Here is a 23,826-nt window from a genome sequence, read left to right as displayed (position 1 = left end):
ATTACCGATGGCGTCTGCCTTGGCTGAAATCAGCAGGCCAAGCTGGCTGTCAGACCCGTTATTGGCCAGCCCGCCCCTGCTGGAAACTGTCGGTGAAAATGGCCCGCCTTGCCAGCTCGCGCAGGACAACACCGCAACAATCATCAGCCTGGCCACGGCACTGGATATGGCACTGTGTTTTAATCCGCAATCGCAGGATGCATGGGCCTCCATCCGCCAATACAGTGCACAACGCGGAGAAGCACGTGCTGCCTACTTGCCAAACATCAGCGCAGGTATCAGCCGTCAGCAGCAGCAATCCCGTTACCCAGCCACCAGTCGCCAGATGGATACCAGCATTAGCACCGATAGCCGTTATGCCAGCCTGACCTGGCGACTGCTGGATTTTGGTGGCAGGGAAGCCAGGCTGCAGGCGGCTGACCATATGCTGAGCGCAGCCCTTGCCAGCCGGGATGCCATCATCCAGAAAATCATGCGGGATGTGATTGCCTTGTACTTTTCCGCCCAATCCGCCCAAGCCGAACGTGATGCCCGCGCAGAAGGCAAGAATATTGCGCAAGAGATCCTGACCATGACCAAGCGTCGCGAAGCGCAAGGCCTGGCTGCTCATACAGATAGCTTGCAAGCGGCAACGGCCCTGGCCAAGGCAGAGCTGGAACTGGCTCGCGCCACAGCCAATGCCGACAAGACAAGCCTGGCACTCGCCTTGAAACTGGGCTTTCCACAAGGAGTGATGCGCTTACCACGCATACAGGCTGCCGATGTCCGTCGTTATAACGTGATCCAGAAAGACCTGAGTGCCTGGCAGGCACTTGCCAGTGAACAACATCCGGCCATTGTGGCGGCGTATGCGCAGTGGCAAGCCGCGAAAGAGCAATACAAGGCCACACGGGCAGATGGCCTCCCTGTACTGGACTTCAGCCATAGCCGCTACCTGAATGGACGGCCCAATCAGGAACTGAGCGCCAGGCAGTCCCGCGAAACGGTCACTGGCCTGACATTGAGCATCCCGCTGTTTGAAGGCTTTGGCCGACACTACAAGCAACAAGGAGCACTGGCACAGATCGCCCAGAAAGAAGCGCAATGGCAGGAAACCCGGAATCAGGTACTGCATGACATCAGTCAAACTTACAGCGAAGCCACGGCCTCCTTGCTCACCCTGGAGGCCTCGGGAAGACTGCTGCGCATTGCAGAGGAAACCATGCAGGCCATACAGCGGAAATATGCAATAGGGCTGGCTGACACGCAGGAAATTCTCAATGCGCAGGCCGGTCTGGCCGATGCACGACAGGAACGGGTACGCACATTGGCCGAATGGCGTTCGGCACAGCTACGTTTGTTGGCTGATGCGGGGAAATTACGGCTGCATGATGTGGAATAACTGAAAGATCATGACCACATGAAAAACCGGACGAGCGTCCGGTTTTTTCATCTTCTTGGGAAGTTAATGCTATTTGAGTATTTCCACTTGCTTGACATCAATCTTGCTACCGGAAAATTCCTTGTCTACTTTGCCTTGCAAACGGATTTTGCTTTGCGCGGTAAATTTTTCAGCCGGCAGATACTTGCTGTCAATTTCCACTTTTGCCGTACCACTGGCATCTTTGAACTCATAATGCTTGTGATCGATCTGGCGGATGATATTGCCCTCCAGCATGACACGGCTGTCGTCAGCGGCCTGCAAGGCCTTGGCAACGGTAGTCAGGGCCGGGGTGCTGCCTTCACCAACAAATTCAGCATGAGCAGCAAGCGGCAGGATGGCAGCGATACTCAGCATGGCGAGAACTTTTTTCATGATGTGTCCTTGTGTGGATGGAAAGTGCTTCACCATTTAAGTCTGATGAGCTTAAGCCATGCTTAAAGCAGTCATTAGCTTACCTGGCCTTTAGATCAGCACCCCTCCCCCGCAATCTGATCATCCATAAAAAAACCGCCCCCGAGGGGCGGTTTTTGCTTAACCGGCAGATGCAGGTTTAGGCGTTCAGTTCGCGAGCCAGGTACAGCCAGGTTTCCACCACGGTGTCCGGGTTGAGGGAGACGGTTTCGATACCCTCTTCCACCAGCCACTTGGCGAAGTCCGGATGGTCGGACGGGCCCTGACCGCAGATGCCGACATACTTGCCAGCCTTGCGGCAAGCCTGGATGGCCATGTGCAGCATGGCTTTCACGGCTTCGTTACGCTCGTCGAAGGTAGCAGCAATCGGGCCACCGGAGTCGCGGTCCACGCCCAGGGTAAGCTGGGTCATGTCGTTGGAGCCGATGGAGAAGCCGTCGAAGAACTGCAGGAACTTGTCGGCCAGCACAGCGTTGGTCGGCAGTTCGCACATCATGATCAGACGCAGGCCGTTTTCACCACGCTTCAGGCCATTCTCAGCCAGGATTTCCACAACCTTCTCGGCTTCAGCCAGGGTACGGACGAACGGGATCATCACTTCCACGTTGACCAGACCCATCTCGTCGCGCACCTTCTTGATGGCGCGACATTCCAGGTCGAAACAGTCACGGAAGGATTCAGCCACGTAGCGTGCAGCACCACGGAAACCGATCATCGGGTTTTCTTCGTGCGGTTCGTACAGCTGACCGCCGATCAGGTTGGCGTACTCGTTCGACTTGAAGTCGGACATGCGCACGATGACCTTTTTCGGAGTGAAGGCTGCGGCCAGGGTGGCAACACCCTCGGCAATCTTGTCCACGTAGAAGTCAACCGGGCTGGCGTAACCGGAGATGCGATCGCTGATGGTCGCTTTCAGGTCGGCCGGCAGGGTGTCGAATTCCAGCAGGGCTTTGGGGTGAATACCGATCTGACGGTTGATCACGAATTCCATGCGGGCCAGACCAACACCTTCGTTCGGCAGCTGCGCGAAGTCGAAGGCCAGTTCCGGGTTACCCACGTTCATCATGATCTTGACCGGAGCGGCAGGCATCTTGTCCAGCTCGAGGTCGATGATTTCCACGTCCAGCAGGCCATCGTAGATGTTGCCGGTATCGCCTTCGGCGCAGGAAACAGTCACCTGCATGCCTTCGGACAGTACGTCGGTGGCATCGCCACAGCCCACAACAGCCGGAATACCCAGTTCACGCGCAATAATGGCAGCGTGACAGGTACGGCCACCGCGGTTGGTGACAATGGCAGCAGCACGCTTCATCACCGGTTCCCAGTCCGGGTCGGTCATGTCGGTTACCAGCACGTCGCCCGGCTTCACGCGGTCCATTTCGGACGCGTCCTTGATGGTGCGTACGGTGCCCTGGCCAATCTTCTGACCAATGGCGCGGCCTTCGCACAGCACGGCGGACTTGCTGTTCAGACGGTAGCGGCGCAGGGTGTCCTTGCGGTCTTCCTGCGACTTCACGGTTTCCGGACGGGCTTGCAGGATGTACAGCTTGCCATCGCCACCATCACGGCCCCACTCGATGTCCATCGGGCGGCCATAATGTTTTTCGATGATCAGCGCGTATTCAGCCAGCTCGGCCACTTCGGCGTCGGTGATGGAGAATTGCTTGCGCAGTTCTGCCGGTACGTCCACGGTCTTGACCGAGCGGCCAGCCTGGGAAGCATCGGTGAATTCCATCTTGATCAGCTTGGAACCCATGTTCTTGCGCAGCACAGCCGGACGACCTGCTTTCAGGGTCGGCTTGTGAACGTAGAATTCGTCAGGGTTGACGGCACCTTGCACCACGGTTTCGCCCAAGCCATAGGAAGCGGTGATGAACACCACGTCTTCAAAGCCGGATTCGGTGTCGATGGTGAACATCACACCAGCAGCACCCGTGTCGGAACGCACCATGCGCTGTACACCGGCGGACAGGGCCACAACGTCGTGGGCAAAGCCTTTGTGCACGCGGTAGGAAATGGCGCGGTCGTTGTACAGGGAAGCAAAAACATGCTTCATGGCATCCTTGACGTTTTCAAGGCCACGAATGTTCAGGAAGGTTTCTTGCTGGCCTGCGAACGAGGCATCGGGAAGGTCTTCTGCGGTTGCAGAAGAACGGACTGCTACGGAAATATCTGCACCACCGGAATCGGCGACCATCTTGTCCCAGGCAGTCTTGATATCTTCATCAAGCTTGGCCGGGAAAGGCGTATCGATAATCCACTGGCGGATTTCCTTGCCAACGCGGGCCAACTCGGTCACGTCGTCGATGTCCAGTTTGGACAGCGCGGCGCTGATCTTGTCAGCCAGGCCATTGTGCTGGAGGAAATCACGGTAGGCATCCGCAGTAGTCGCAAAACCACCGGGGACTCGGACGCCCGAGCCTGCCAATTGACTGATCATTTCGCCCAGGGAGGCATTCTTGCCGCCTACCTGTTCAACGTCAGTCATGCGCAGTTTCTCGAACCAGATGACGTAGTTCTCTGCCATCACTTCACTTCCTGTATTGGATTGGACGGATAGAAAACCCGCATTCTAGCCGAATACCACCGCGTTTGCGTAGCCCATTTTGCGGCGCACAACACAAGGGTTTGCCCCATATCAATGCAAACAAGGCTGATGAATGGTCAATCCGGGGGCGTTTCTTTGCAGATTTGTGACTGAGATGTAGTGTGGCGACTACAACAAAAACCATGGTGGTGGCGGATCAGGGCCAGATCATGGCAAAAACAGCATCAACGCCGACCCGCTGCCGTCGCAAGGGCGACGAGGGGTATAATCTGTCACAACTTTTTTCCCATTGCTTCCGAAACAGGTGCATCCATGCCACACCGCCGCTCCGCCTTTTTCATTTCTGACCGCACCGGCATCACCGCCGAATCGCTGGGCAACACCCTGCTGACCCAGTTTGACACGCTGGATTTCAAGCGCGAAGCCATCCCCTTCATCGATACGGTGGAAAAAGCCCAGGTCGTGGCCCACCACATTCGCGCGGTGGCTGAGGCGGACGATCTCAAGCCTCTGGTGTTCACCAGCATCGTCAACCCGGAAGTGCGCGAAGTGCTGCACATCGACAATGCGCTGGTGGTGGATTTCTTCGACACTTTCATTGGCGAACTGGAAGCCGAGCTGGGCCAGAAGGCCTCGCTCACCCTGGGCAAGGCGCATGGCGTGGGCAGCGAGGAGAAATACGACCACCGTATCGAGGCGGTGAACTTCTCGCTCAATCACGACGATGGCGTGAAGCTGAAAGACCTGGCCGAGGCCGATGTGATTCTGGTGGGCGTGTCCCGCTCCGGCAAAACGCCCACCTGCCTGTACCTGGCGCTGCAATACGGCATCAAGGCAGCCAACTACCCGCTCACCCCGGAAGACCTGGACAGCCCCACCCTGCCCAAGATGTTGCTGCCCTATCGCAACAAGATGTTCGGCCTCACCATCGACCCGGCCCGCCTGCACCACATCCGTCAGGAACGTCGCCCGGATTCGCGCTACGCCAGCCTGGACAACTGCCATTTCGAGGTGAACGAGGCCGAATCGATGTTCCGCTTCCACGGTGTGCCCTTCATCAGCACCACGCACAAATCGATCGAGGAGATCGCCACCACCATCATGCACAAGGCCACACTGAGCCGTCGCTTCTGAGAGTGGGAACGGCTCACAAAACCCCTGTTGCTGCGTTGCGCCTCCTTGCCGTACCCCGTGTACTGTCTGCGTCGGCGCGCCTTGCCCCAGGGGAGCTACGCTGTTTTGTGAGCCGCTCCAGTCATTTGCACAAAACCCCTGGGTGGTTGTTCCTCCTTGTCGTGCCCCTTGTACTGTCTGCGTCGGCGCGCCTTGCCACAGCGACGCTACGCTGTTTTGCGAGCAGCCCGGAAAGCCGCTGAGCAAACCGGCTGCGGCATTGTGGCAAGGTGCAAGGCATAGTGCTTGACGCCTGCCGCTGCGCCGTGGTGTGATAGAAAACATGAACTCCCGCATCGCATTCGCATCCTTCAACTGGTGGTGGCGCCTCTTCTGAGGTGGCACCGGCGACTGCGCACGCATATAACCCGGAGGCTGCCGACAAGGCGGATCCGGGTTTTGTTTTGTCTACGTTCCGCCTTGTCGATGGTTTCCGTTACTTGATCAGCAACAGGAACACGACATGAAACCGAGCGACATCACTTCCCAGGACATCATTCTCACCGGCGACCGCACCACCGGTTCGCTGCACCTTGGCCATTACGTAGGCTCGCTGCGTAACCGCGTGCTGCTACAAGACCGCTGCCAGCAATTCCTGCTGCTGGCCGACGCCCAGGCGCTGACCGACAATATGGGCAATTACCTGAAAGTGCGTGACAACGTGCTGCAAGTGGCGCTGGATTATCTGGCGGTAGGCATCGACCCGGCCAAGAGCACCATCTTCATCCAGAGCCTGGTGCCGGAGCTGACCGAGCTGGCGTCTTACTACCTCAATCTGGTGACGGTATCGCGATTGGAACGCAACCCCACCATCAAGGATGAAATAAAACAACGCGGCTACGAGCGCGACATCCCCGCCGGCTTCCTCACCTACCCTGCCGCCCAGGCCGCCGACATCACCGCCTTCAAGGCCACCATCGTGCCGGTGGGTGAAGACCAGATTCCGATGATCGAACAGACCAATGAAATCGTGCGTCGCTTCAATGCCAGCGTGGAAACCGCACCAATACTGGTGGAAGCCAAGGCCATGGTGCCGGAAGTAGGTGCCCGCCTGCCTGGCATCGACGGCAAGGCCAAGATGTCCAAATCGCTGGGTAACACCCTCACCCTGTCCGCCAGCGCCGATGAAATCCGCCAGGCGGTGAAGATGATGTACACCGACCCCAATCACCTGCGCGTGTCCGACCCCGGCCAGGTGGAAGGCAATGTGGTGTTCAGCTATCTGGATGCCTTCCATCCCAATATCGAACTGGTCAAGCGCCTGAAGGACCACTACCGCCTGGGCGGGCTGGGCGACAGCGTGATCAAGCAGCATCTGGAAGAATGCCTGCAGGAACTGCTGGCCCCCATCCGCCAGCGCCGCGAGGAATACGCCCGCGACCCGGCCGCCGTACTGGCCATGCTGAAGGAAGGCACGGCGCGTGCCCGTCAGGTGGCCGCCGTTACCCTGAGTGAAGTGAAGGCAGCCATGGGGCTGAACTACTACTGATCCGCCGGCATTCGTGATGGCAACACGGCTACCCGGCGGCGGGTGGCCGCCAACAGGAGAAGCACCCATGGAATTTGTCTATCAATGCCAGAATCTGGATGAAGTACGCACGCAAATCGACCGTATCGACCGTGCGCTGGTATCGCTGCTGGCCGAACGCGGCCTGTATGTGAAACAGGCCGCCGGCTTCAAACACAGCAACGAGGAAGTGGAAGGCGGCAAGCGGGTGGATCAGGTGATGCGCCGGGTGGAAAAGCTGGCAGGCGAACTGGGAGCAGACCCCAGGCTGACCGCAGAGGTGTACCGCACCATGATCAGCCACTTCATTGCCAGTGAACTGCAGGAATTCGCCAGCATGGGCAAACCGCTGCCTACGGCTTAGACTGTCAACCTGTCTTCATCCTTCAGGAAACGACCATGACGCTGCTGCGCCCCCTGTTGCTGGCTGCCAGCCTGTGCAGCCTGCTTCCCCAGGCCCGGGCCGAGGAAGTTGGCAAGGTATCCACCACCTTCCGCCTGCTCAGCCCCAATGACAAGGTGGTGGTGGAAGCCTTCGACGACCCATCTGTAGCCGGCGTGGCCTGTTATGTCTCGCGTGCCCAGACCGGTGGCTACAGCGGTGCGGTAGGTCTGGCCAAAGACCCGTCGCGCTTTTCCGTCGCCTGCCGCCAGATTGGCAGCATCAGTTTTGCCAAACCGCTGCCAAAACAGGAAGAAGTATTCAAGGAAAGTGCGTCCTTCATCTTCAAGCATGTGCGGGTGGTGCGCATTGTCGATGCCAGACGCAATACCCTGGTGTATCTGACTTACTCCGACAAGCTGGTCGACGGCAGCCCGGATAATGCGGTCACCGCGGTACCGGTGAGCGGCCAGAACATTCCGCAGAAGTAAGCGGTGGTGTCGATGAACCACACACCGGACCGCCCCACCCCTACCCTGCAACTGGCTGGGCAGTTGTGGGATTTCCTGTCAGCAGGCCGAGGACATCAAGCCTGCGATGTGCTGGTGGTGTGCGGTTCTTACGACCTGAGAGTGGCAGAGCATGCTGCGGCCCTGCTGCAACAGGGCATTGCCCCATACATGCTGATCAGCGGCAATACCGGCAACTGGACCCGCGATTTGTGGAACAGGCCGGAGGCCGAAGTGTTTGCCGAGCGCGTGCTATCCCTCGGCATCAAGCCACAGCAAATAGTGCTGGAGCCACTGGCACGCAGCTTTGCCGAGAACCTGTCCTTTGCGCGCGCCCTCTGCCCGGATGCACAGAGTGTTACCTTCGTCACCAAGCCCAACTCCATCCGCCGCGTCACCCAGACCCAGCCGATACACTGGCCGGATATCGACTTCTCCGTCGATGCGCCGGACTTCGCCTTTCCCTGGGGCGTGTCCAATATGGTGGGGGTATTTGGCCTGATCGAAGAAATGGTGGGCGATGTACACCGCCTGCTGCGCTATCCGCGGCTGGGTTTTCAGCATGCACTACCCATCCCGGCCGAGGTGCTGGATGCCTGGCAACAACTGATTGCACTGGGTTACAACCGCCATCTGCTGCGCGGCAGCGCGCTGGATGACCTGCCCGCACCACGCGGCTAGACAGCAGGATGACGCGTTACAGCTGCACACGCAGCCCGTCGTAGCCCACTTCCACCCCCGGTGGACACAGTGCCGACAAGGCATGGTATTCCAGCCGGTGGATCATGTGGATCAACACCGTGCGGCGGGCGCCGATACGCGCCGCCCACTCCAGCGACTGATGGAAACCCAGGTGCGAGGGATAGCCGTCCATGTTCAGGCAATCCAGAAACAGCACATCCAGCCCTTGCAGCAGTGCCAGGCTCTCATCCGGGATATGCGACAGGTCGGTCAGCCAGGCGGCATTGCCAATGCGCCAGCCCAGGCAGGGCCAACTGCCGTGTTGCAAGGGAATGGGGGTAATGGACAGGCCATCATGTTCGAACGGACCATCCACCACTTCCGGTAGCAGCACCGGCTTGTCCCACACTTTTGAAGGTGCTTGCAGCGCATAGCCAAAGCGGCTGGTGATGTTGTCCATGGTAAAGGCATTGCCGTACAGCACTACTGCACCTTGCTTGACGTAGCAGAAGGCGCGCAGATCGTCGATGCCGTTCAAATGATCGGCATGCGGATGGGTGTACAGCACGGCATCCACCTGACGGATGCCCTCGCGCAGCGCTTGCTGGCGCAGGTCAGGCCCGGTGTCGATCAGCAGGCCGCGCTCGCCGCAGCGGATATAGGCCGAGCAGCGGGTACGATGATTGCGTGGGTCTGCAGAAGTGCAGGTGTCACACTGGCAGCCAATGGCCGGGGTACCGGAGCTGGAACCGCAACCCAGGATGGTGATTTCCATTTCGCCTACACGTGGAGCCGTCATCGCGTCAGGCCGCCCGCCCGGCTTGCGGGCGCTGGATCTTGCTGAACAGGCGATAGAAGTTGTCGCTGGTGGCGGCGGCAACTTCCTCGAAACTGATGCCGCGCAGTTCGGCAATATGCTCGGCCACATGCCGCACATAAGCCGGCTCGTTCAGCTTGCCTCGGTAAGGCACCGGAGCCAGATAGGGCGAGTCGGTTTCCACCAGCATGCGCTCCAGCGGCATTTTCTGTGCCACTTCCTTGATTTGTGCAGCGTTCTTGAAGGTCACGATGCCGGAGAAGGAAATGTAAAAACCGATCTCCAGCGCAGCCTGTGCCACTTCCCAGTTTTCGGTAAAACAGTGCATCACCCCGCCACATTGCTCGGCACCTTCTTCACGCAGGATACGGATGGTGTCGGCGGCAGATTCACGGGTATGAATGATCAACGGCAAACCTGCACGCTTTGCCGCGCGGATGTGGGTACGGAAACGCTGGTGCTGCCATTCCAGATCACCCTTGCACCAGTGGTAGTCCAGCCCGGTTTCGCCAATGCCCACCACGCGCGGGTGAGCCGCATGGGCCAGCAGCTCCTCCTCGCTGAATTCTTCTGCTTCCGGGTCATCCGGATGAATGCCGACGGTGGCGTACAGATTGGCATGGTTTTCCGCCAGTGCCAGCACTTCGGGATATTTGGGCCGCGACACACCGATCACCAGCGCCAGCTCGACACCGTTGTGCTGCATATTGCCCAGCACCTCGGGCAGACGGCTGGAGAGATCGGGAAAATTGATATGGCAGTGCGAATCGACAAGCATGGTGTGTGTTCTGGCTGGCAGTGCCGCCGGCGCTAGCCGGACGGCAGGGTTTACATGGTATGGGTGGGGCGGCTGGAATTGAGCACACCGCCCAGCAGGGTTTCAATCTTGGCCTTGGCCTGATTGCCGGCATCGCCGTAGGCAAACTCCACACCAATGCCCTGCACACGGCTGTTGTTGGCCCCGGCCGGGGTAATCCACACCACCTTGGCCTGCACGGCAATTTTCTGCGGTTCATCCATCAGCGTCAGCAACAGGAAGACTTCTTCACCCAGTTTCATTTCCTTGTTGGTAGGAATGAAAATCCCCCCGGTTTTCAGGAAGGGCATGTAGGCCGCAAACAGGGCACTGCGCTCCTTGATGTGCAGCGACAGCACGCCGGGGCGTGCGGAATCGGGGCGAGGCGTATTGTCCATTGCGCATATCCGCTATTGATGATTGAAGCGCCGAATCATTCGGCAAGCTGTTGCATGGCAAGTACTTCCGGGGCACACCGTGTCAACCTTGGCGGCCACCGGCAAAAATCTTCAGGTAATCCATCAGCAAGGCTTCCAGCTGCAGCCGGGTATTGAGCGTGTGCTGACCAAACGGGGCCAGCTGCTGCAAGGCATCCTGGCAGCGCATCAGCGCCACCGGGTCACAACGCTGTACCAGCGCCTGCAACACCTGCTGCTTGTCTGGATGATAGCGGACAATCCCCGCCAGACTCAAACCAGCCAGATCATGCAGCCATTTCATCAGCCAGCCCAGCGGAATGGCCAAGGGCAGCTTTTGCTTGTCCACCAGCTCGGCCAGGCTGAGGATGCTGGCGAATGTCGGTTGCCCCAGCCCGTCAATGAACTGGCTGCGCAGCTTGGCCAGTACCGGGTCGTGGTCAAACAAGGGCGCGCCGCCGTGATGGGCCAGTTCAGTGTCCGCATTTTCCACCCCTTGTTGCTGCAACCAGGCCAGCGCCTGGGCTGGCGTGGGCGCAGACAGCGGAAACTGGCGGCAACGGCTGCGGATGGTGGGCAACAGACGCTGGGCAGCCTGTGCCACCAGCAGGAACAGTACATCCTGCGGCGGCTCTTCCAGAATTTTCAGCAAGGCATTGGCGGCTGCCGGGTTCAGGTTTTCTGCCGGTTCCACCACGATGATGCGTCGCCCGGCTCGGTGGGCAGTGAGGTGGGCAAACTCGATGACTTCACGCACCGCTTCAATCTTGATCAAGGGCAGCTTGCGGCCGGGTTTGGCTTCCTTGCCCTCTTCTTCGTCATCGGTTTGCGGGGACAGCCGACGGAAATCCGGATGGGTACCGTGGGCAAACCAGCGGCAGGCTTCGCACTGTCCGCAGGGTTGGTGATCAGCCTGCAGCTGCTCGCACAGCAGCGACTGGGCCAGATGCAGGGCAAACTCCAGCTTGCCGGTGCCTGCCGGGCCGATGAACAGCCAGGCATTGGGCAGGCGTGTGCGTTCGCCGTTCAGCCGCTGCCAGTCCTGCTCTTGCCAGGGAAACAGCATCAGCGTTGCTCCAGCAAGGCTGCCAGATGACCGGCAATGTCCTGTTGCAACTGGGCAATGCTGCGGGTGGCATCCAGAATGCGAAAGCGGGAATCAGCGGCGGCACGCTGCAAGTAGGCATCACGCACGCGCTGGTGGAAGTCGGCCTTTTCCTGCTCGAAACGGTCCAGCTGACGGCTGCCGGCCATGCGCTGCTTGGCCACATCCAGCGGCACATCAAACAGCAGGGTCAGATCAGGCTGCAGGCCTTGTTGTACCCAGTCTTCCAGCGCGGCAATGCGCTCGGTCGGCACACCACGACCACCACCCTGAAAGGCAAAAGTGGAGTCGGTAAAGCGGTCGGACACCACCCAGCGTCCGGCCTGCAGCGCAGGGCGGATCACACTGGACACCAGTTGCTGGCGCGAGGCAAACATCAGCAGGGTTTCGGCATCCAGTGACACCTCGGTATCCACCGCCAGCAGCAAGGCGCGGATGTGTTCGCCGAGCGGCGTGCCACCGGGCTCGCGGGTGAACTCGGCCGCAATGCCATGTGTACTCAACCAGTCGCGGATAAAGCCCAGGTGGGTGCTTTTGCCGGCACCGTCTATGCCTTCCAGCGTGATGAAGCAGCCAGTCCGACTAGTCATTGGAGCCTTTCTTCAGAATGTATTTGCGCACCGCCTGATTATGCTCGTCCAGCGTGGCCGAGAAATAAGAGCTGCCATCGCCCTTGGCCACAAAATAAAGGGCCGAGGAGTTGGCCGGATTGGCTGCGGCTTCCAGCGCGGCCTTGCCGGGCATGGCAATAGGCGTGGGCGTCAGGCCGTTGCGGGTATAGGTATTGTAGGGCGTGTCGCGGCGCAAGTCGGCCTTGCTGATATTGCCATGATAGGCGCTGCCCATGCCGTAGATGACCGAAGGGTCGGTCTGCAGGCGCATGCCCTTGTTCAGGCGATTGACAAACACCGCGGCCACCAGCGGCCGGTCTGCGTCCAGCGAGGTTTCCTTTTCCACCAGGCTGGCCATGATCAGCAATTCATACGGCGTGTGATAAGGCAGATCGGCCTTGCGTGCCGACCAGGCGGCATCCAGCTTTTGCTGCATGGTGTTGTAGGCGCGGCGATAGAGTTCCAGATCACTGCTGCCGGGGGTGAACAGATAGGTGCTGGGGAAGAACAGGCCCTCGGCCTGCACGCCATCCAGCCCCAGTTGTTGCAGCAACTGGGCATCAGTCAAATCGCGCGCTTCGTGTTTGATGTCCGGATTGCGGTCAATCGCCTGACGGAACTGGCGGAAATTCCAGCCTTCAATCAAGGTCAGGCTGGCCTCATCCGGGTGGCCGTCGGCCAGGCGCTGCAGGATGTCCCACATCGATGCACTATCGCTGAACTGGTACAAACCGGCCTTGATCTTGCGGTCCATGCCCTGCATGCGACCCAGCAGCATCATGATGTTGCGGTTGCGGATCACCCCTTCATCTGCAAGGCTGCGTGCCACCTGACCCAGCGTACGATTGGGGCCGATGGTCAGCTTGTAGGGGGATTGCGGCAGGTCGACCGGAATGACCACCACCCAGCCCAGCCAGGCAACAGCGGTGAGCACGGCCAGCAACAGGATGCGAGGCCACAAGGCGGGGGATTTTCGTCTGGGTTTGGCAGGCACGGCAGATATCGACGACAGGGTGATTGGGCAAGGGTGTGATGATACCAGCAAGGGCCGTCGCTGGCATGCCACATGGGACGGATCGCCGTGTGCCTGCCATTGACCGGTTTTGCATGCGAGCCAGCAACACATTGTCATGACGGCTATAGTAAGCGCTGCGCCTGGCCACCAATAAGAGGGAACTCCCGGCCCGCCGCCTTCTCCCATGCTGCACACCACATACCGGAGACACCTGCAATGAAGCCGTTTTTCCGCCTTGCCTGCGCCATCATCGCCCTGGGCCTCAGCCACCACGCCATGGCCGGGGAAAATCCGCAGCATTTGTTCAATCTGCCGCCGGAAGCCTTTCAGCCCAATCCGAAAGTGCCCGGCCAGATGATTTATCTCAAACCCGGCACAGATCTGAAACAGTACCACGCAGTCATTCTGGAGCCGCTGTCCTTCCTGGAGCGGCAGAACGACGGCAATTGGCAACTCTTGGTCTCCGCCGAAAAAAACAAGATAGACAGCTTGTACCGCATGAGCATGGAAACGGCACTGCGCAAAGAGAAAATCCGGGTAGTCACCGAACCGGGGCCGGGTGTGGCACGCCTGCGCCTGGCGGTCACCGGCTTCCAGCAGGACAAGCCGGGCCTGGCGGTCAGCGACATCCTGCCGATCAAGGCAGCGTTCAATCTGGCACGTTTCGCCACCGGCACCGACCCCTATCTGCTGAAGGTGTCCACCATGGGCCAACTGGAAGACTCGCAGGAGCATACCTTGCTGGCTGGCGGCGTCAATCTGATCGAGAACCCAGGCAGCAAGACCAGGGATGAAGCGATTACCGCGGATTTACTGAAGAAGATGATCAAAAACTGGACAGCCAAAAACGCCAGCCAACTGGCACAGGCGCTGTCGCCCGCCAATTGAGCCTATCAGGAACAAATTCTGACAAGCGTTGTAACAATCCGTAATGGATAAAGCAGTAAAATCCGTTTATGTTACGCTGCACAAGCAACAGAACATTCTGCTTGTTAACCGGGATACTTCCCACTCAACCAAAAGGAAACTGCAATGCGCAAATTCGTGATGATGGCACTGTTGACCCTGGCCACCGCCAATGTTGCTCTGGCAGCCGATGCCAGCTGTGACGCCAAGGCAGCCGAGAAGAAACTGGCTGGTGCCGCCAAGGCCAGCTTCCTGAAGAAATGTGAGAAGGACAGCAAGGCTGCTGCACCGCAAGCCATGTGTGAAGGCAAGGCCGCCGACAAGAAACTGGCTGGCGCCGCCAAGAACAGCTTTGTGAAGAAGTGCGTGAAAGACGCTGCTTCCGCAGCCAAGTAAGCATGCCGGCGGGCCGGACCGGCCCGCCATCCACTCCCCACTCCCCACTCCCCACTCCCCACTCCCCACTCCCCACTCCCCACTCCCCACTCCCCACTCCCCACTCCCCACACCCAAGCTCCAGCTCCAGCTCCAGCTCCAGCTAAAAACTTGCCTCATCCGTCTGCCCACGTCAAAATACATCGGATGATTGGATGAATAGAGACAAAACATGCTGCCACTGCACCAGGCCAGACGCTCGCTGGTAGACCTTGCCGTCGAAGATATCGGCCAGCGCCTTGCCGCCGGTCAATGGCCGGTCGACAGCCGCATCCCCACCGAACCGGAACTGGCAGCCTTGCTGGGCATCAGCCGCAACACCGTACGCGAGGCCGTGCGGGTATTGCTGTATGCCGGCTTGCTGGAGGTGCGGCAGGGAGACGGCACCTATGTCCGGGCCACCACCAGCCCGGCCGAGGCCATGCGTGCCATCAGCCGGGCCAGCCTGCGCGAGCAACTGGAAGTCCGCGCCCTGCTGGAAGAACATACCGCCCGCCTGGCCGCACAACGCGCCAGCCCACAGGATGTGGTACGCATCGCCCACCTGCTGACGGTACGCGGCGAGCAACAGCAGTATCCGGACGCCGCCGACTTCATCCACCGTGACCTGGACTTTCATCTGGCCATTGCCGAGGCCAGTGGCAATGCGGCACTGGCCGAGCTGTACCGCTATTTCACCCTGACGGTGCAGGACAGCATCCTGCGCACCATGCATGACGAAGCCCTGCCCGACCCCGACCTGGCCTCGCATCAGGCCATTGTCGATGCCATTGCCAATGGAGATGGCAGCGCCGCAGGCAAGGCTGCGGCTGCGGTTACCCGCCCCCTGCTACAGATACTGGACAGCCTGTTGCCAGTCAGCCCGGCCAGCCCCACTCCACCGACACCCACACGAGATTGAGCATGCCCCCTCCATTACCCAGCAACAGCAAGCTGTTGGCAGAAGAACTACTGATTGATGCCGAAATCGACGACGAGGGCGTGCAGCAACAAGCCCCTCCCGCTCGCACACGCGCCATGCTGGTGCTGGGCATGGTGCTGATCGGCATCAATCTGCGCCCTGCACTTTCCAGCCTGGCTCCGGTGCTGGACCAGGTAAAGCACGACCTTGGCCTGACAGCAACCATGGCCAGCCTGCTCACCACCCTGCCGGTGCTGTGTCTGGGCCTGTTCGGCCCGCTGGCACCGCAGCTGGCGCGCCGCTTTGGCAGTGAACGCAGCATTGCCGGCGCGCTGTTGCTGCTGAGCATCGGCATCCTGCTGCGCAGCCAGCTGGGCTATGTCGGCTTGCTGCTGGGTGCCTTGTTTTCCGGCGCGGCCATCGGCATTTGCGGTGTGCTGCTGCCGGGTATTGTCAAACGGGATTTTGCCGACCGGGCCGGGCTGATGACCGGGGTGTACACCATGGCCCTGTGTCTGGGTGCAGCGCTGGCAGCCGGTGCCACCGTGCCGCTGGATCAGCTGTTTGGCCACAGCTGGCAAGCGGCACTGGCGTTCTGGGCCACACCGGCTTTGCTGGCTTTGATTGCCTGGTGGCCACAGCTTTCAGGCCGGCAAGCACAGCATGCCGGCCACTGGCAGGTCAGCGGCTTGTGGCGCGATCCACTGGCCTGGCAAGTCACCGCCTATATGGGTTTGCAGTCTTCGCTGTCTTACATCGTGTTTGGCTGGATGCCGTCCATGCTGATCGAACGGGGCCTCTCGCCCTTACAGGCCGGGCTGCTGATGTCACTGTCCATCATGACGCAGGTACTTTCCTCGCTGGGCGTTCCCTTGCTGGCACAGCGCGGGGCCGACCAGCGCCTGCCGATTGCCTGCGTGATGAGTTTCACCCTGGCCGGGCTGCTGGGCATGCTGTATGCGCCGGTTGGCCAGCTTTGGGCGTGGGCGGTATTGCTGGGCATCGGTCAGGGCGGCGCTTTCAGCATGGCTCTGAGCCTGCTGGTATTGCGGGCGCCGGATGCGCATGTGGCCGCCCATCTGTCCGGCATGGCCCAGGGCGTGGGCTATACCGTGGCCGCATGCGGCCCGCTTGCCGCCGGCATCATCCACGACATGGCAGGCAACTGGGCACCGGTGGGCTGGTTGTTTGGCGGCATTGCCGTGACAGCGCTCTGCTCCGGCGTGCTGGCAGGCAGAAAGAAAACGGTGAAGGCACAAGCCCGGCGTCTGGATTGAATCCGGACGCAACGCTTGCCTGTCAGGCGTGCGGCCTGGCCACTACCCCATAGCGCTGCCACAGCTCAGCCAGACTGTGGCGGCTCAATGGCAAGGGGTGTGCCGCCAGTTGCAAGCTGGCCGGCAGGCGGGTGATGTCGCCATCCCAACCGGCCAGCCCTGCAGCGGCGATGTCCGGCAGGTCGCGATCATCCACCACGGCCAGTTCTCCGGCGATTTCAATGAACAGCTGTCCGTCCTCGGTCATGAAAGCCTCGCGGGCCTGTACATCATCGTCACACGGCAGGGTTTGCCAGCGGCCATCCTGCAGACGTGCCACCAGCGGTGCAGCATCCAGGCTGACAAACACTTTTTGCGGCCCGTTCTGCACGTAATAACGGCCCTGGGCATCACGGCTGTAATTGCGGTTAAAAAAAGCCACCATGCCATCGTGGCTCAGCCTTTCCTCCCGTATCCACCACTGGCCGCGGGCATCCAGCCGCAACCAGCCGAATACTGCCGGGACATTGGGCCACTTGGCCATGGCAGCCAATACCTGGGAATCCATCTCCAAACTCCTTGCAGGCTTTCCTGCCTGCTTTGTCATGGCACGGCGTCGCCTGACGCCGCTCATACGGAACGCAATACCGCCAATGGTGAAGTACGTGTCACCCGTCCCACCAGAGGCCACCCCGCCAGCATGACCACCAGCATGCCACAGCCCATGCCCAAAGGCAGCAAGCCTGCATTGACGCTCCACGGCAGGTTGAACAACTTGCTGGCGGCAATTCCACCCACACCCATTGCCCCCAGTGCGGCCAGCAGGCCAGTGAAGGCCCCCAGCCAGGCCAGTTCAGCCAGAATCACCGCACGGACCTGACGGTCCGAGGCGCCCAGTGCGCGCATCAGGGCAATATCGAACAGGCGCTCGTCACGGGTAGCAGCCAGTGCCGCCCACAACACCAGCACACCGGCCGCCAGCGCCAGCACAAACATGGCTTCGATGGCACGGGTCAGCTTGTCCACCATGGCCCGCACCTCATCCAGAATAGCGCTGACATCGATGATGCTGATATTGGGGAAGGCCGCAACCAGCCGGTTGGCAAAGTCTTCCTGGGCGGTATCCAGGCGGAAACTGCTGATCCAGCTGGCTGGCTGCTGTTGCAACAGGGATGGCGGGGCCAGCACGAAGAAATTCACCCGGAAACTGTCCCAGGCCACGCTGCGCAGGCTGGTGACCATGGCGCGGTATGTCGTGCCGCCGATATCAAATGCCAGCGTGTCGCCCAGCCTGATGCCCAGTGTTCTGGCCAGTCCTTGCTCCACGGAAAACTGCGGCCTTGCTTTTGCTTGCCACCACTGACCGGACAGGATGCGGTTGCCTTCCGGCAGCTCATCCCGCCAGGAAAGATTGAATTCACGCTCGGCCAGCCGTCTTGCCTGTTCATCTTGCAGTGCCGAAGGCCGTACCGGCTTGTCATTGATGGCCAGCAGGCGGCCACGAATCATCGGCGACAATGCCGGTGCCGGCAGGCCAGCCGTCACAAACTGCTGTTGCAGGGCGGCACGCTGGCCTTGCTGGATATTGATGACAAACTTGTTGGGCGCATCGACAGGCACACTTTTTTGCCAGGCGGCAATCAGGTCGTCACGCACCACGGTAAGGGTGAGCAAGGCCATGATGCCCACCGCCAATGCCACGATCTGCACGATGGCCAGCCAGGGGCGGCGCGCCAGGTTCGCCACCCCGTAACGCCAGCCCACCTGCCGCCCTGCGGGCAGGCGTCGCAGCAAGGACAGCATGCCCCAGGCCAGCAGGCCGACACCGGCAAAAAAAGCCAGCATGCCACCCAGCAGCCAGGCCGCCAGTAGCAGATCATCCATTTGCCATGCCGCCAGCAGCAGCAACACCAGCACAGCCAGCAAGGGTGCCACCAGACTGCTGCGCAGCAGCGGGACGTCATTGCGCAGCACCGCCAGCGGCGATACCTGACGAATCGCCAGCAGCGGGGGCAGCGCGAGGCCCGCCAGTAACAGCAGCGATGCCGCGGGCCCCAGCAGCCAGCTTTGCCAGCCAGGGTTGGGCAGTACTTCACCAACAAAACGGCTGCTCAACTGCATCAGGCCCAGCTGCACGGCAAAACCCGCCAGCGTGCCCAGCACACCACTGAGCAGGCCCAGTAACAGGAACAGGCAGACAAACAGACCCAGCACCTCGGATGAGGTCAGCCCCATGCAGCGCAATACCGCCACTGGCTGCCAGTGCCGTGCCAGATAGCGCCGCACCGCCAGCGCCACAGCGGCGGCGGACAGGGCTACGGTCAGCATGGCGGTGAGGCCAAGAAAGCGTCGGGCCCGCTCCAGTGCGGTGCGGATTTCCGGGCGTGCTTCTTCCACGTTTTCCAGGCGGCTGCCAGCTGGCAAGCGCGCCGCCAGCCATTGCCGCAGGTCGCTGATCTGACGGTCATCCCCGGCCAGCATCAGCCGCCAGCGCGCCCGGCTGCCTTCCTGAATCAGCCCGGTGGCGGCCAGGTCGGCACTGTTGAACATCAGCCGTGGCACAAAATTGTACAAATCCATGGCGCCATCCGGCTCGCGCAGGATTTCGCCATCCAGTTGCAGCGCGATATTGCCGACATTGATACGCTCGCCCAGCTTCACCCCCAGCTTGCGCAGCAGGCGCGCATCGGCCCATACCATGCCAGCTGCCGGGTGCAGCTTACCCGTCTGCAACTGACCGCCCATCCGGCGCACCGTCACTTCACCGCGCAGAGGATAGCTGTTGCTGACTGCCTTGTAAGTGGCCAGCGTAGCCTGGCCCTGGGCAAACACCATGGAGGGAAAGCTGATGTTATCGGCCAGTTGCAGACCGCGGCGTTGCGCCTCCTGGCGGATGGCGGCCGGGGCCGGCTGATTGCTGTTGAGCACCAGGTCAGCCGCCAGCAGCTGGGTGGCCTGGGTGGTGAGCGCCCGCGCCACCCGGTCGGAAAAGAAGCTGACACTGGTCAGCGCGGTCACCGCCACCAACAGCGCAAGGGCCAGAATGCTCAGCTCGCCAGAGACGATTTCCCGCCGCACAAAGCGGGCAGCCAACAACAGGCGGCTCCACCAGCTCATGCACGCGCTCCATTCAGACGGCCGTCCACCAGACGGTAGATGGCATCGCAACGGCTGGCCAGTTCATTGTCGTGAGTTACCAGCACCAGCGAGGTATGCTGTTCGCTATTGAGCTGAAACAACAGGTCGATGATCTGGCGGCCGGTGGCGGCATCCAGATTCCCGGTGGGTTCGTCGGCAAACAGGATGCCCGGATGGATGGCAAACGCGCGTGCCAGCGCCACACGCTGCTGCTCGCCACCGGACAGGTGCCTGGGGTAATGGCGCAGCCGGTGTGCCAGGCCGACATGGCCCAGCATCTGGCTGGCGGTGTCACGCGCATCCTTGTGCCCGGCCAGCTCCAGCGGCAGCATCACGTTTTCCAGTGCGGTCAGTTGCGGCATCAGCTGGAAATTCTGGAACACGAACCCCACCTTGTCCCTGCGCAGCAAAGCGCGGCCATCCTCGCTCAGGCCGGACAGCGACTGGCCAAACAGGGAGACATCGCCCTGACTGGGCTGGTCCAGTCCGGCCAGCAAGGACAGCAAGGTGGATTTGCCAGAACCGGAAGCTCCGACAATGGCCACACTCTCCCCCGCTTGTACGCTCAGGCTGGCCGCGTGCAGGATGTCCAGCGGCGCGCCGTTGAAAACAACTTGTTTGGCCAGATCCCGCGCCGACAATACCGCCTTGTCATGTATTGGAGTCATATGCTTTCTGCAAAATTGAAGCTGTGGTGCACGCTGTGCATCAGCCTGCTGGCCTTGCCGGTCAGCGCCGCCACCATTCTGGTGATGGGCGACAGCCTGTCGGCCGGTTACGGCCTTACACCGGGGCAAGGCTGGGTCAGCCTGTTACAACAGGATCTGGAGCCAAAGCACCGGATTATCAATGCCAGTATCTCGGGCGAAACCAGCGACGGGGGCCTCACGCGGCTGCCCGATGCCTTGCGCCGTCACAAACCCGACATCGTGGTGCTGGAACTGGGTGCCAACGATGGCCTGCGTGGCTTGCCGCTGAACCGCATGGAAAACAACCTGCAGCAGATGGTAGACCTGTCGCGCAAGGCGGCAGCCCGGGTGGTGCTGGTGGGCATGGCCTTGCCAAGCAACTATGGCCCGCAATACACCGCAGAGTTCCGTGCGGTGTACGACCGTGTTGCCAAGCGCAACCAGCTGGCCTATGTCCCGCTGCTGGTGGCCGGCTTTGCCACCGACATCAGCAAATTCCAGCCGGACGGGCTACACCCGGTGGCCAGCGTACAAGCTACCATGATGCGCACCGTCAAGGCCAAGCTGCCCTTGAAATAAAACTTCAGGAAGAGTGGGAGAACCCCTGCAGCACAGGGGTGGCCAGCTCGCTGGCCATGCAGATGCGATTGCGGCCGCGATGCTTGGCAGCATACAGCGCCATGTCGGCCTGTTGCAGGCTGTGGTTCACCGGGTCGCCGGGCTGACAGGCAACCACGCCGGCAGAAACGGTTTGCTGCCAGGAGGCCGGCAGCGCTTCCCAGCGCGAGGTTGACAGCTGCTGGCGAATGGCATCCAGCACGGCGGCCAGTTCCGCCGCCGGCTGCTGCGGTGCCAGCACGACAAACTCCTCTCCCCCGTAACGGTACAACTGCATTCCGTCCGGCAGCAATTCGCACACCTTGTGTACCAGTTGCTCCAGCACGGCATCGCCAGCCTGATGACCAAAGGTATCATTCACCTGCTTGAAGTGATCCAGGTCCAGAATGGACAACGACCAGCCCTGTCCATTTTCCACACTCTGGGCGGCATACAGGTCCAGCTGACGACGCAATGCCCGCTGATTGAAACAGCCGGTCAGCGCATCGCACTCCAGCAAACGCTCGCCCTCGGCCAGTGCGGTTTGCAATGCCAGGCGATTCTGTTCCAGGTTTTCACGCTTCATGGTGGCCTGCACATGCATTTCCACCAGCTGCTCCATCATGCTTTGATTGGCATGTTTGAGTTGTACCGTCTCGAACAGGGTATGGCGGAAACCGCGCACAAAACGCCATTGCGACAACAGGTACAACACCACCCCCAGCAGGGCGACCATCTCCAGCCGCTGTCCGTCATTGAGCAAGGAAAACACCGGGAAAGCCCAGAACGCAGCAAAAAACAGCACATGGATATCGCGACAGGCGGCCATCATGATGCACAGCAAGGCAAAAATGCCCGATACCCACAGCAGCAGCAACATTTCATAAGGCCGGTCCGGCTGGGTGGGTGCCATGAACCAGATACAGCTGCCCCACAGCAGGCTGCTGGCCAGCAGGCAATCGCGGATGGCCGGATAATACTGATACACCACCAGCGGATGGGTGTCGTTGCGGCGAAAACTGCGAACCACCAGAATCAGCCGCCATTCCACCAGCCAGAACAGCGCCATCCAGCACAGCATGCGCCATAGCGAAGCGTGTTCGTAAGCAATCCAGGCCAGCACCGGTGTGCTGCACACCGCAGGGCCGATGGACTGGTAGGCTGCATCGACAAAATATCGGGTGAGGTCGGCCTCTTCACGCCAGTGCGGGCTTTCCTGCTGCAGATACGCCAGCCGCTTCATGCCAGCCCCTTGACCAGTTGCCGGGCCAGTGCCTCGGTCAGCACCTGATTACGCCCGGCCCGCTTGGCGGCATACAGCAAGTCATCCGCCCGCTTGATCATCTGCGGCAAGTCCAGTCCCGGCTGCCAGTGCATCAGCCCCATCGACACCGTCACCCCGCGCGAACCCAGCAAGCCGGACCAGTCATGCCGGGCGATGTCCTCGCGGATGCTCTCCAGCCGCAACATGGCCACCTCAAGGTTCATTCCTTCCAGCAGCAGCATGAACTCCTCGCCCCCATAGCGGCCCAGGCTGTCGTTGCAGCGCATTTGCGCGCCAACCAGGCGACAAACCTGGCGCAGGACTTCATCCCCCACCAGATGCCCGTAACCATCATTGATGGATTTGAAATGATCCAGGTCCAGCATGGCCAAACAGAAGGCTTTGCCCGCTGCCGCCTCCACCAGACGGTGCTCAGCCTGAATCATGATGGCGCGCCGGCTCAACACCCCGGTCAGCGGGTCATGCGCCACCAGGGTTTCTACGCGTGCCAGCGCAATATCCAGCTCGCGACCACGCTGTTCCAGCTGCTGGTTGTACTGGTCCAGCGTTTCCTGCTGGGCAGTCATGTCTTGCAGCAAACGGTTGTTCTCTTCGCGCGCCGCGTAGTTCTCACGCAAATAACGATGCAAGGGCCAGGTCATGGTGATCAGTACGGCAGTAAACAGCAGCACGGACAAACCAGCCAGGTGCAACACCGGGGAATCAGCCATCCACAAGCGCGGTAGCACAGTCAGCAGCATCAGGCCAAGCACCAGCAAGGGCAGGGAACGGATACCGGTCAGATAAGCAGCATAAGAAGCGGCAACTGCTGCCAGCCACAGCATGACCACGATCAGGTAAAGAGGATCTGCGTCCGGCACCAGCCACCACACTGCACTACCCCACCAGATGCCAGCCAGGGTGGTCAGCAGGACAAAACCGTTAAACTGACGCGACGTCAGTCCGCCGTTGGTGGCAGCATTCAGCCAATGACTTATGCATTTGGCATAGAGACACTGCCAGCTGAACAGCACACCCCACCACAGCAAGATATTACGCAAGGGCGCATGCCAGGACATGGCGAGCGCCAACAAGGCACCGGCCACAATGGAATACGGCAGTGCAGCGCGAAAGCGCTTGATGATGTGCAACTGGACTGCCGCGTCCTCTCCGGATGGCGACGTGCTCAAATTGGCCTCCGCTGTCTGCTTGATCTGTTAATAAGGTATAGCAGATCACATGAAAA

At 60.5% G+C, this 23,826-nt stretch carries 24 protein-coding genes; 11 read left to right on the top strand and 13 right to left on the bottom strand.

Annotated elements, in window-relative coordinates; genetic code table 11:
• Window positions 1-19 precede the first annotated feature (19 nt).
• Window positions 20-1,381, top strand: coding sequence for a TolC family protein (locus JHD62_RS08925; RefSeq protein WP_199102590.1), 1,362 nt, complete (start codon window positions 20-22; stop codon window positions 1,379-1,381).
• 69 nt (window positions 1,382-1,450) lie between these two features.
• Here the strand turns inward: JHD62_RS08925 and JHD62_RS08920 are convergent, their stop codons facing one another.
• The gene (locus JHD62_RS08920) at window positions 1,451-1,795 is read right to left on the bottom strand and encodes a YgiW/YdeI family stress tolerance OB fold protein (RefSeq protein ID WP_199102589.1); all 345 of its coding nucleotides are present in this window, start codon (window positions 1,793-1,795) and stop codon (window positions 1,451-1,453) included.
• Window positions 1,796-1,973: 178 nt separating this feature from the next.
• The gene (gene ppsA, locus JHD62_RS08915) at window positions 1,974-4,361 is read right to left on the bottom strand and encodes a phosphoenolpyruvate synthase (protein WP_199102588.1); all 2,388 of its coding nucleotides are present in this window, start codon (window positions 4,359-4,361) and stop codon (window positions 1,974-1,976) included.
• A 333-nt stretch (window positions 4,362-4,694) separates the two neighbouring features.
• Between ppsA and JHD62_RS08910 the strand changes: the two genes are divergently transcribed.
• The 5 genes from JHD62_RS08910 to JHD62_RS08890 all read left to right on the top strand — a co-directional run bounded on the left by JHD62_RS08910 (window position 4,695) and on the right by JHD62_RS08890 (window position 8,634).
• Window positions 4,695-5,516: a pyruvate, water dikinase regulatory protein gene (locus JHD62_RS08910; RefSeq protein WP_199102587.1), complete on the top strand. Its 822-nt coding sequence runs from the start codon at window positions 4,695-4,697 to the stop codon at window positions 5,514-5,516.
• 502 nt (window positions 5,517-6,018) lie between these two features.
• The gene (gene trpS / locus JHD62_RS08905) at window positions 6,019-7,044 is read left to right on the top strand and encodes a tryptophan--tRNA ligase (RefSeq protein WP_199102586.1); all 1,026 of its coding nucleotides are present in this window, start codon (window positions 6,019-6,021) and stop codon (window positions 7,042-7,044) included.
• Window positions 7,045-7,111: 67 nt separating this feature from the next.
• Window positions 7,112-7,426, top strand: coding sequence for a chorismate mutase (locus tag JHD62_RS08900; RefSeq protein ID WP_199102585.1), 315 nt, complete (start codon window positions 7,112-7,114; stop codon window positions 7,424-7,426).
• Between the two features lie 35 nt (window positions 7,427-7,461).
• Window positions 7,462-7,935, top strand: a complete 474-nt coding sequence (locus JHD62_RS08895; protein WP_199102584.1) for a CreA family protein — start codon at window positions 7,462-7,464, stop codon at window positions 7,933-7,935.
• A gap of 12 nt (window positions 7,936-7,947) precedes the next feature.
• Window positions 7,948-8,634 (top strand): YdcF family protein, encoded by a 687-nt coding sequence (locus JHD62_RS08890; RefSeq protein WP_199102583.1) that lies wholly within the window; start codon window positions 7,948-7,950, stop codon window positions 8,632-8,634.
• Between the two features lie 16 nt (window positions 8,635-8,650).
• On the opposite strand, the gene JHD62_RS08885 is transcribed toward JHD62_RS08890, so the two are convergent.
• The 6 genes from JHD62_RS08885 to mltG form a co-directional block, all read right to left on the bottom strand.
• Complete coding sequence (locus tag JHD62_RS08885) at window positions 8,651-9,433, bottom strand: MBL fold metallo-hydrolase (protein WP_199102582.1); 783 nt, start codon at window positions 9,431-9,433, stop codon at window positions 8,651-8,653.
• Between the two features lie 4 nt (window positions 9,434-9,437).
• Complete coding sequence (locus JHD62_RS08880; protein ID WP_199102581.1) at window positions 9,438-10,229, bottom strand: TatD family hydrolase; 792 nt, start codon at window positions 10,227-10,229, stop codon at window positions 9,438-9,440.
• 50 nt (window positions 10,230-10,279) lie between these two features.
• Entirely contained in the window at window positions 10,280-10,645 is a 366-nt protein-coding gene (locus JHD62_RS08875) for a PilZ domain-containing protein (protein WP_045847245.1), read from the bottom strand.
• A gap of 82 nt (window positions 10,646-10,727) precedes the next feature.
• Entirely contained in the window at window positions 10,728-11,729 is a 1,002-nt protein-coding gene (locus JHD62_RS08870; RefSeq protein ID WP_199102580.1) for a DNA polymerase III subunit delta', read from the bottom strand.
• The gene (gene tmk, locus JHD62_RS08865) at window positions 11,729-12,358 is read right to left on the bottom strand and encodes a dTMP kinase (RefSeq protein ID WP_199102579.1); all 630 of its coding nucleotides are present in this window, start codon (window positions 12,356-12,358) and stop codon (window positions 11,729-11,731) included. The genes JHD62_RS08870 and tmk overlap by 1 nt, the downstream gene beginning before the upstream one ends.
• Window positions 12,351-13,340, bottom strand: coding sequence for an endolytic transglycosylase MltG (gene mltG, locus JHD62_RS08860; RefSeq protein WP_052694089.1), 990 nt, complete (start codon window positions 13,338-13,340; stop codon window positions 12,351-12,353). Before mltG ends, tmk begins: the two co-directional genes overlap by 8 nt.
• Window positions 13,341-13,610: 270 nt before the next feature.
• On the opposite strand from mltG, the gene JHD62_RS08855 reads away from it, so the two are divergent.
• From JHD62_RS08855 to JHD62_RS08840, 4 genes are all read left to right on the top strand, one after another.
• A complete protein-coding gene (locus JHD62_RS08855; protein ID WP_199102577.1) occupies window positions 13,611-14,282 on the top strand; it encodes a DUF3313 domain-containing protein in 672 nt (223 codons plus the stop codon).
• 144 nt (window positions 14,283-14,426) lie between these two features.
• Window positions 14,427-14,696: a hypothetical protein gene (locus JHD62_RS08850; protein ID WP_045847241.1), complete on the top strand. Its 270-nt coding sequence runs from the start codon at window positions 14,427-14,429 to the stop codon at window positions 14,694-14,696.
• Window positions 14,697-14,907: 211 nt separating this feature from the next.
• Window positions 14,908-15,636: a FadR/GntR family transcriptional regulator gene (locus JHD62_RS08845; RefSeq protein WP_199102576.1), complete on the top strand. Its 729-nt coding sequence runs from the start codon at window positions 14,908-14,910 to the stop codon at window positions 15,634-15,636.
• A 2-nt stretch (window positions 15,637-15,638) separates the two neighbouring features.
• A complete protein-coding gene (locus JHD62_RS08840) occupies window positions 15,639-16,913 on the top strand; it encodes an MFS transporter (RefSeq protein WP_199102575.1) in 1,275 nt (424 codons plus the stop codon).
• Between the two features lie 22 nt (window positions 16,914-16,935).
• On the opposite strand, the gene JHD62_RS08835 is transcribed toward JHD62_RS08840, so the two are convergent.
• From JHD62_RS08835 to JHD62_RS08825, 3 genes are all read right to left on the bottom strand, one after another.
• Window positions 16,936-17,460 (bottom strand): DUF2946 family protein, encoded by a 525-nt coding sequence (locus tag JHD62_RS08835; protein ID WP_199102574.1) that lies wholly within the window; start codon window positions 17,458-17,460, stop codon window positions 16,936-16,938.
• A gap of 62 nt (window positions 17,461-17,522) precedes the next feature.
• On the bottom strand, window positions 17,523-20,009 hold the full coding sequence (locus JHD62_RS08830) for an ABC transporter permease (RefSeq protein ID WP_199102573.1): 2,487 nt from the start codon (window positions 20,007-20,009) through the stop codon (window positions 17,523-17,525).
• Window positions 20,006-20,698 (bottom strand): ABC transporter ATP-binding protein, encoded by a 693-nt coding sequence (locus JHD62_RS08825; protein WP_045847236.1) that lies wholly within the window; start codon window positions 20,696-20,698, stop codon window positions 20,006-20,008. Before JHD62_RS08825 ends, JHD62_RS08830 begins: the two co-directional genes overlap by 4 nt.
• Here JHD62_RS08825 and JHD62_RS08820 point away from each other — a divergent pair, their 5' ends adjacent.
• Window positions 20,699-21,298 carry an arylesterase gene (locus JHD62_RS08820; protein ID WP_199102572.1) on the top strand — a complete coding sequence of 200 codons (600 nt, stop codon included), beginning with the start codon at window positions 20,699-20,701 and terminating at the stop codon, window positions 21,296-21,298. It begins immediately after the preceding gene.
• A gap of 4 nt (window positions 21,299-21,302) precedes the next feature.
• Here the strand turns inward: JHD62_RS08820 and JHD62_RS08815 are convergent, their stop codons facing one another.
• Together JHD62_RS08815 and JHD62_RS08810 are read right to left on the bottom strand one after the other, a co-directional pair.
• The gene (locus JHD62_RS08815; protein WP_199102571.1) at window positions 21,303-22,559 is read right to left on the bottom strand and encodes a GGDEF domain-containing protein; all 1,257 of its coding nucleotides are present in this window, start codon (window positions 22,557-22,559) and stop codon (window positions 21,303-21,305) included.
• Complete coding sequence (locus tag JHD62_RS08810) at window positions 22,556-23,770, bottom strand: diguanylate cyclase (protein ID WP_199102570.1); 1,215 nt, start codon at window positions 23,768-23,770, stop codon at window positions 22,556-22,558. The genes JHD62_RS08815 and JHD62_RS08810 overlap by 4 nt, the downstream gene beginning before the upstream one ends.
• Between the last annotated feature and the right edge of the window lie 56 nt (window positions 23,771-23,826).

Source organism: Aquitalea sp. ASV11, assembly GCF_016429185.1.
Taxonomy (GTDB): domain Bacteria; phylum Pseudomonadota; class Gammaproteobacteria; order Burkholderiales; family Chromobacteriaceae; genus Aquitalea; species Aquitalea pelogenes.
This window is presented reverse-complemented; position numbering and strand designations above follow the sequence as displayed.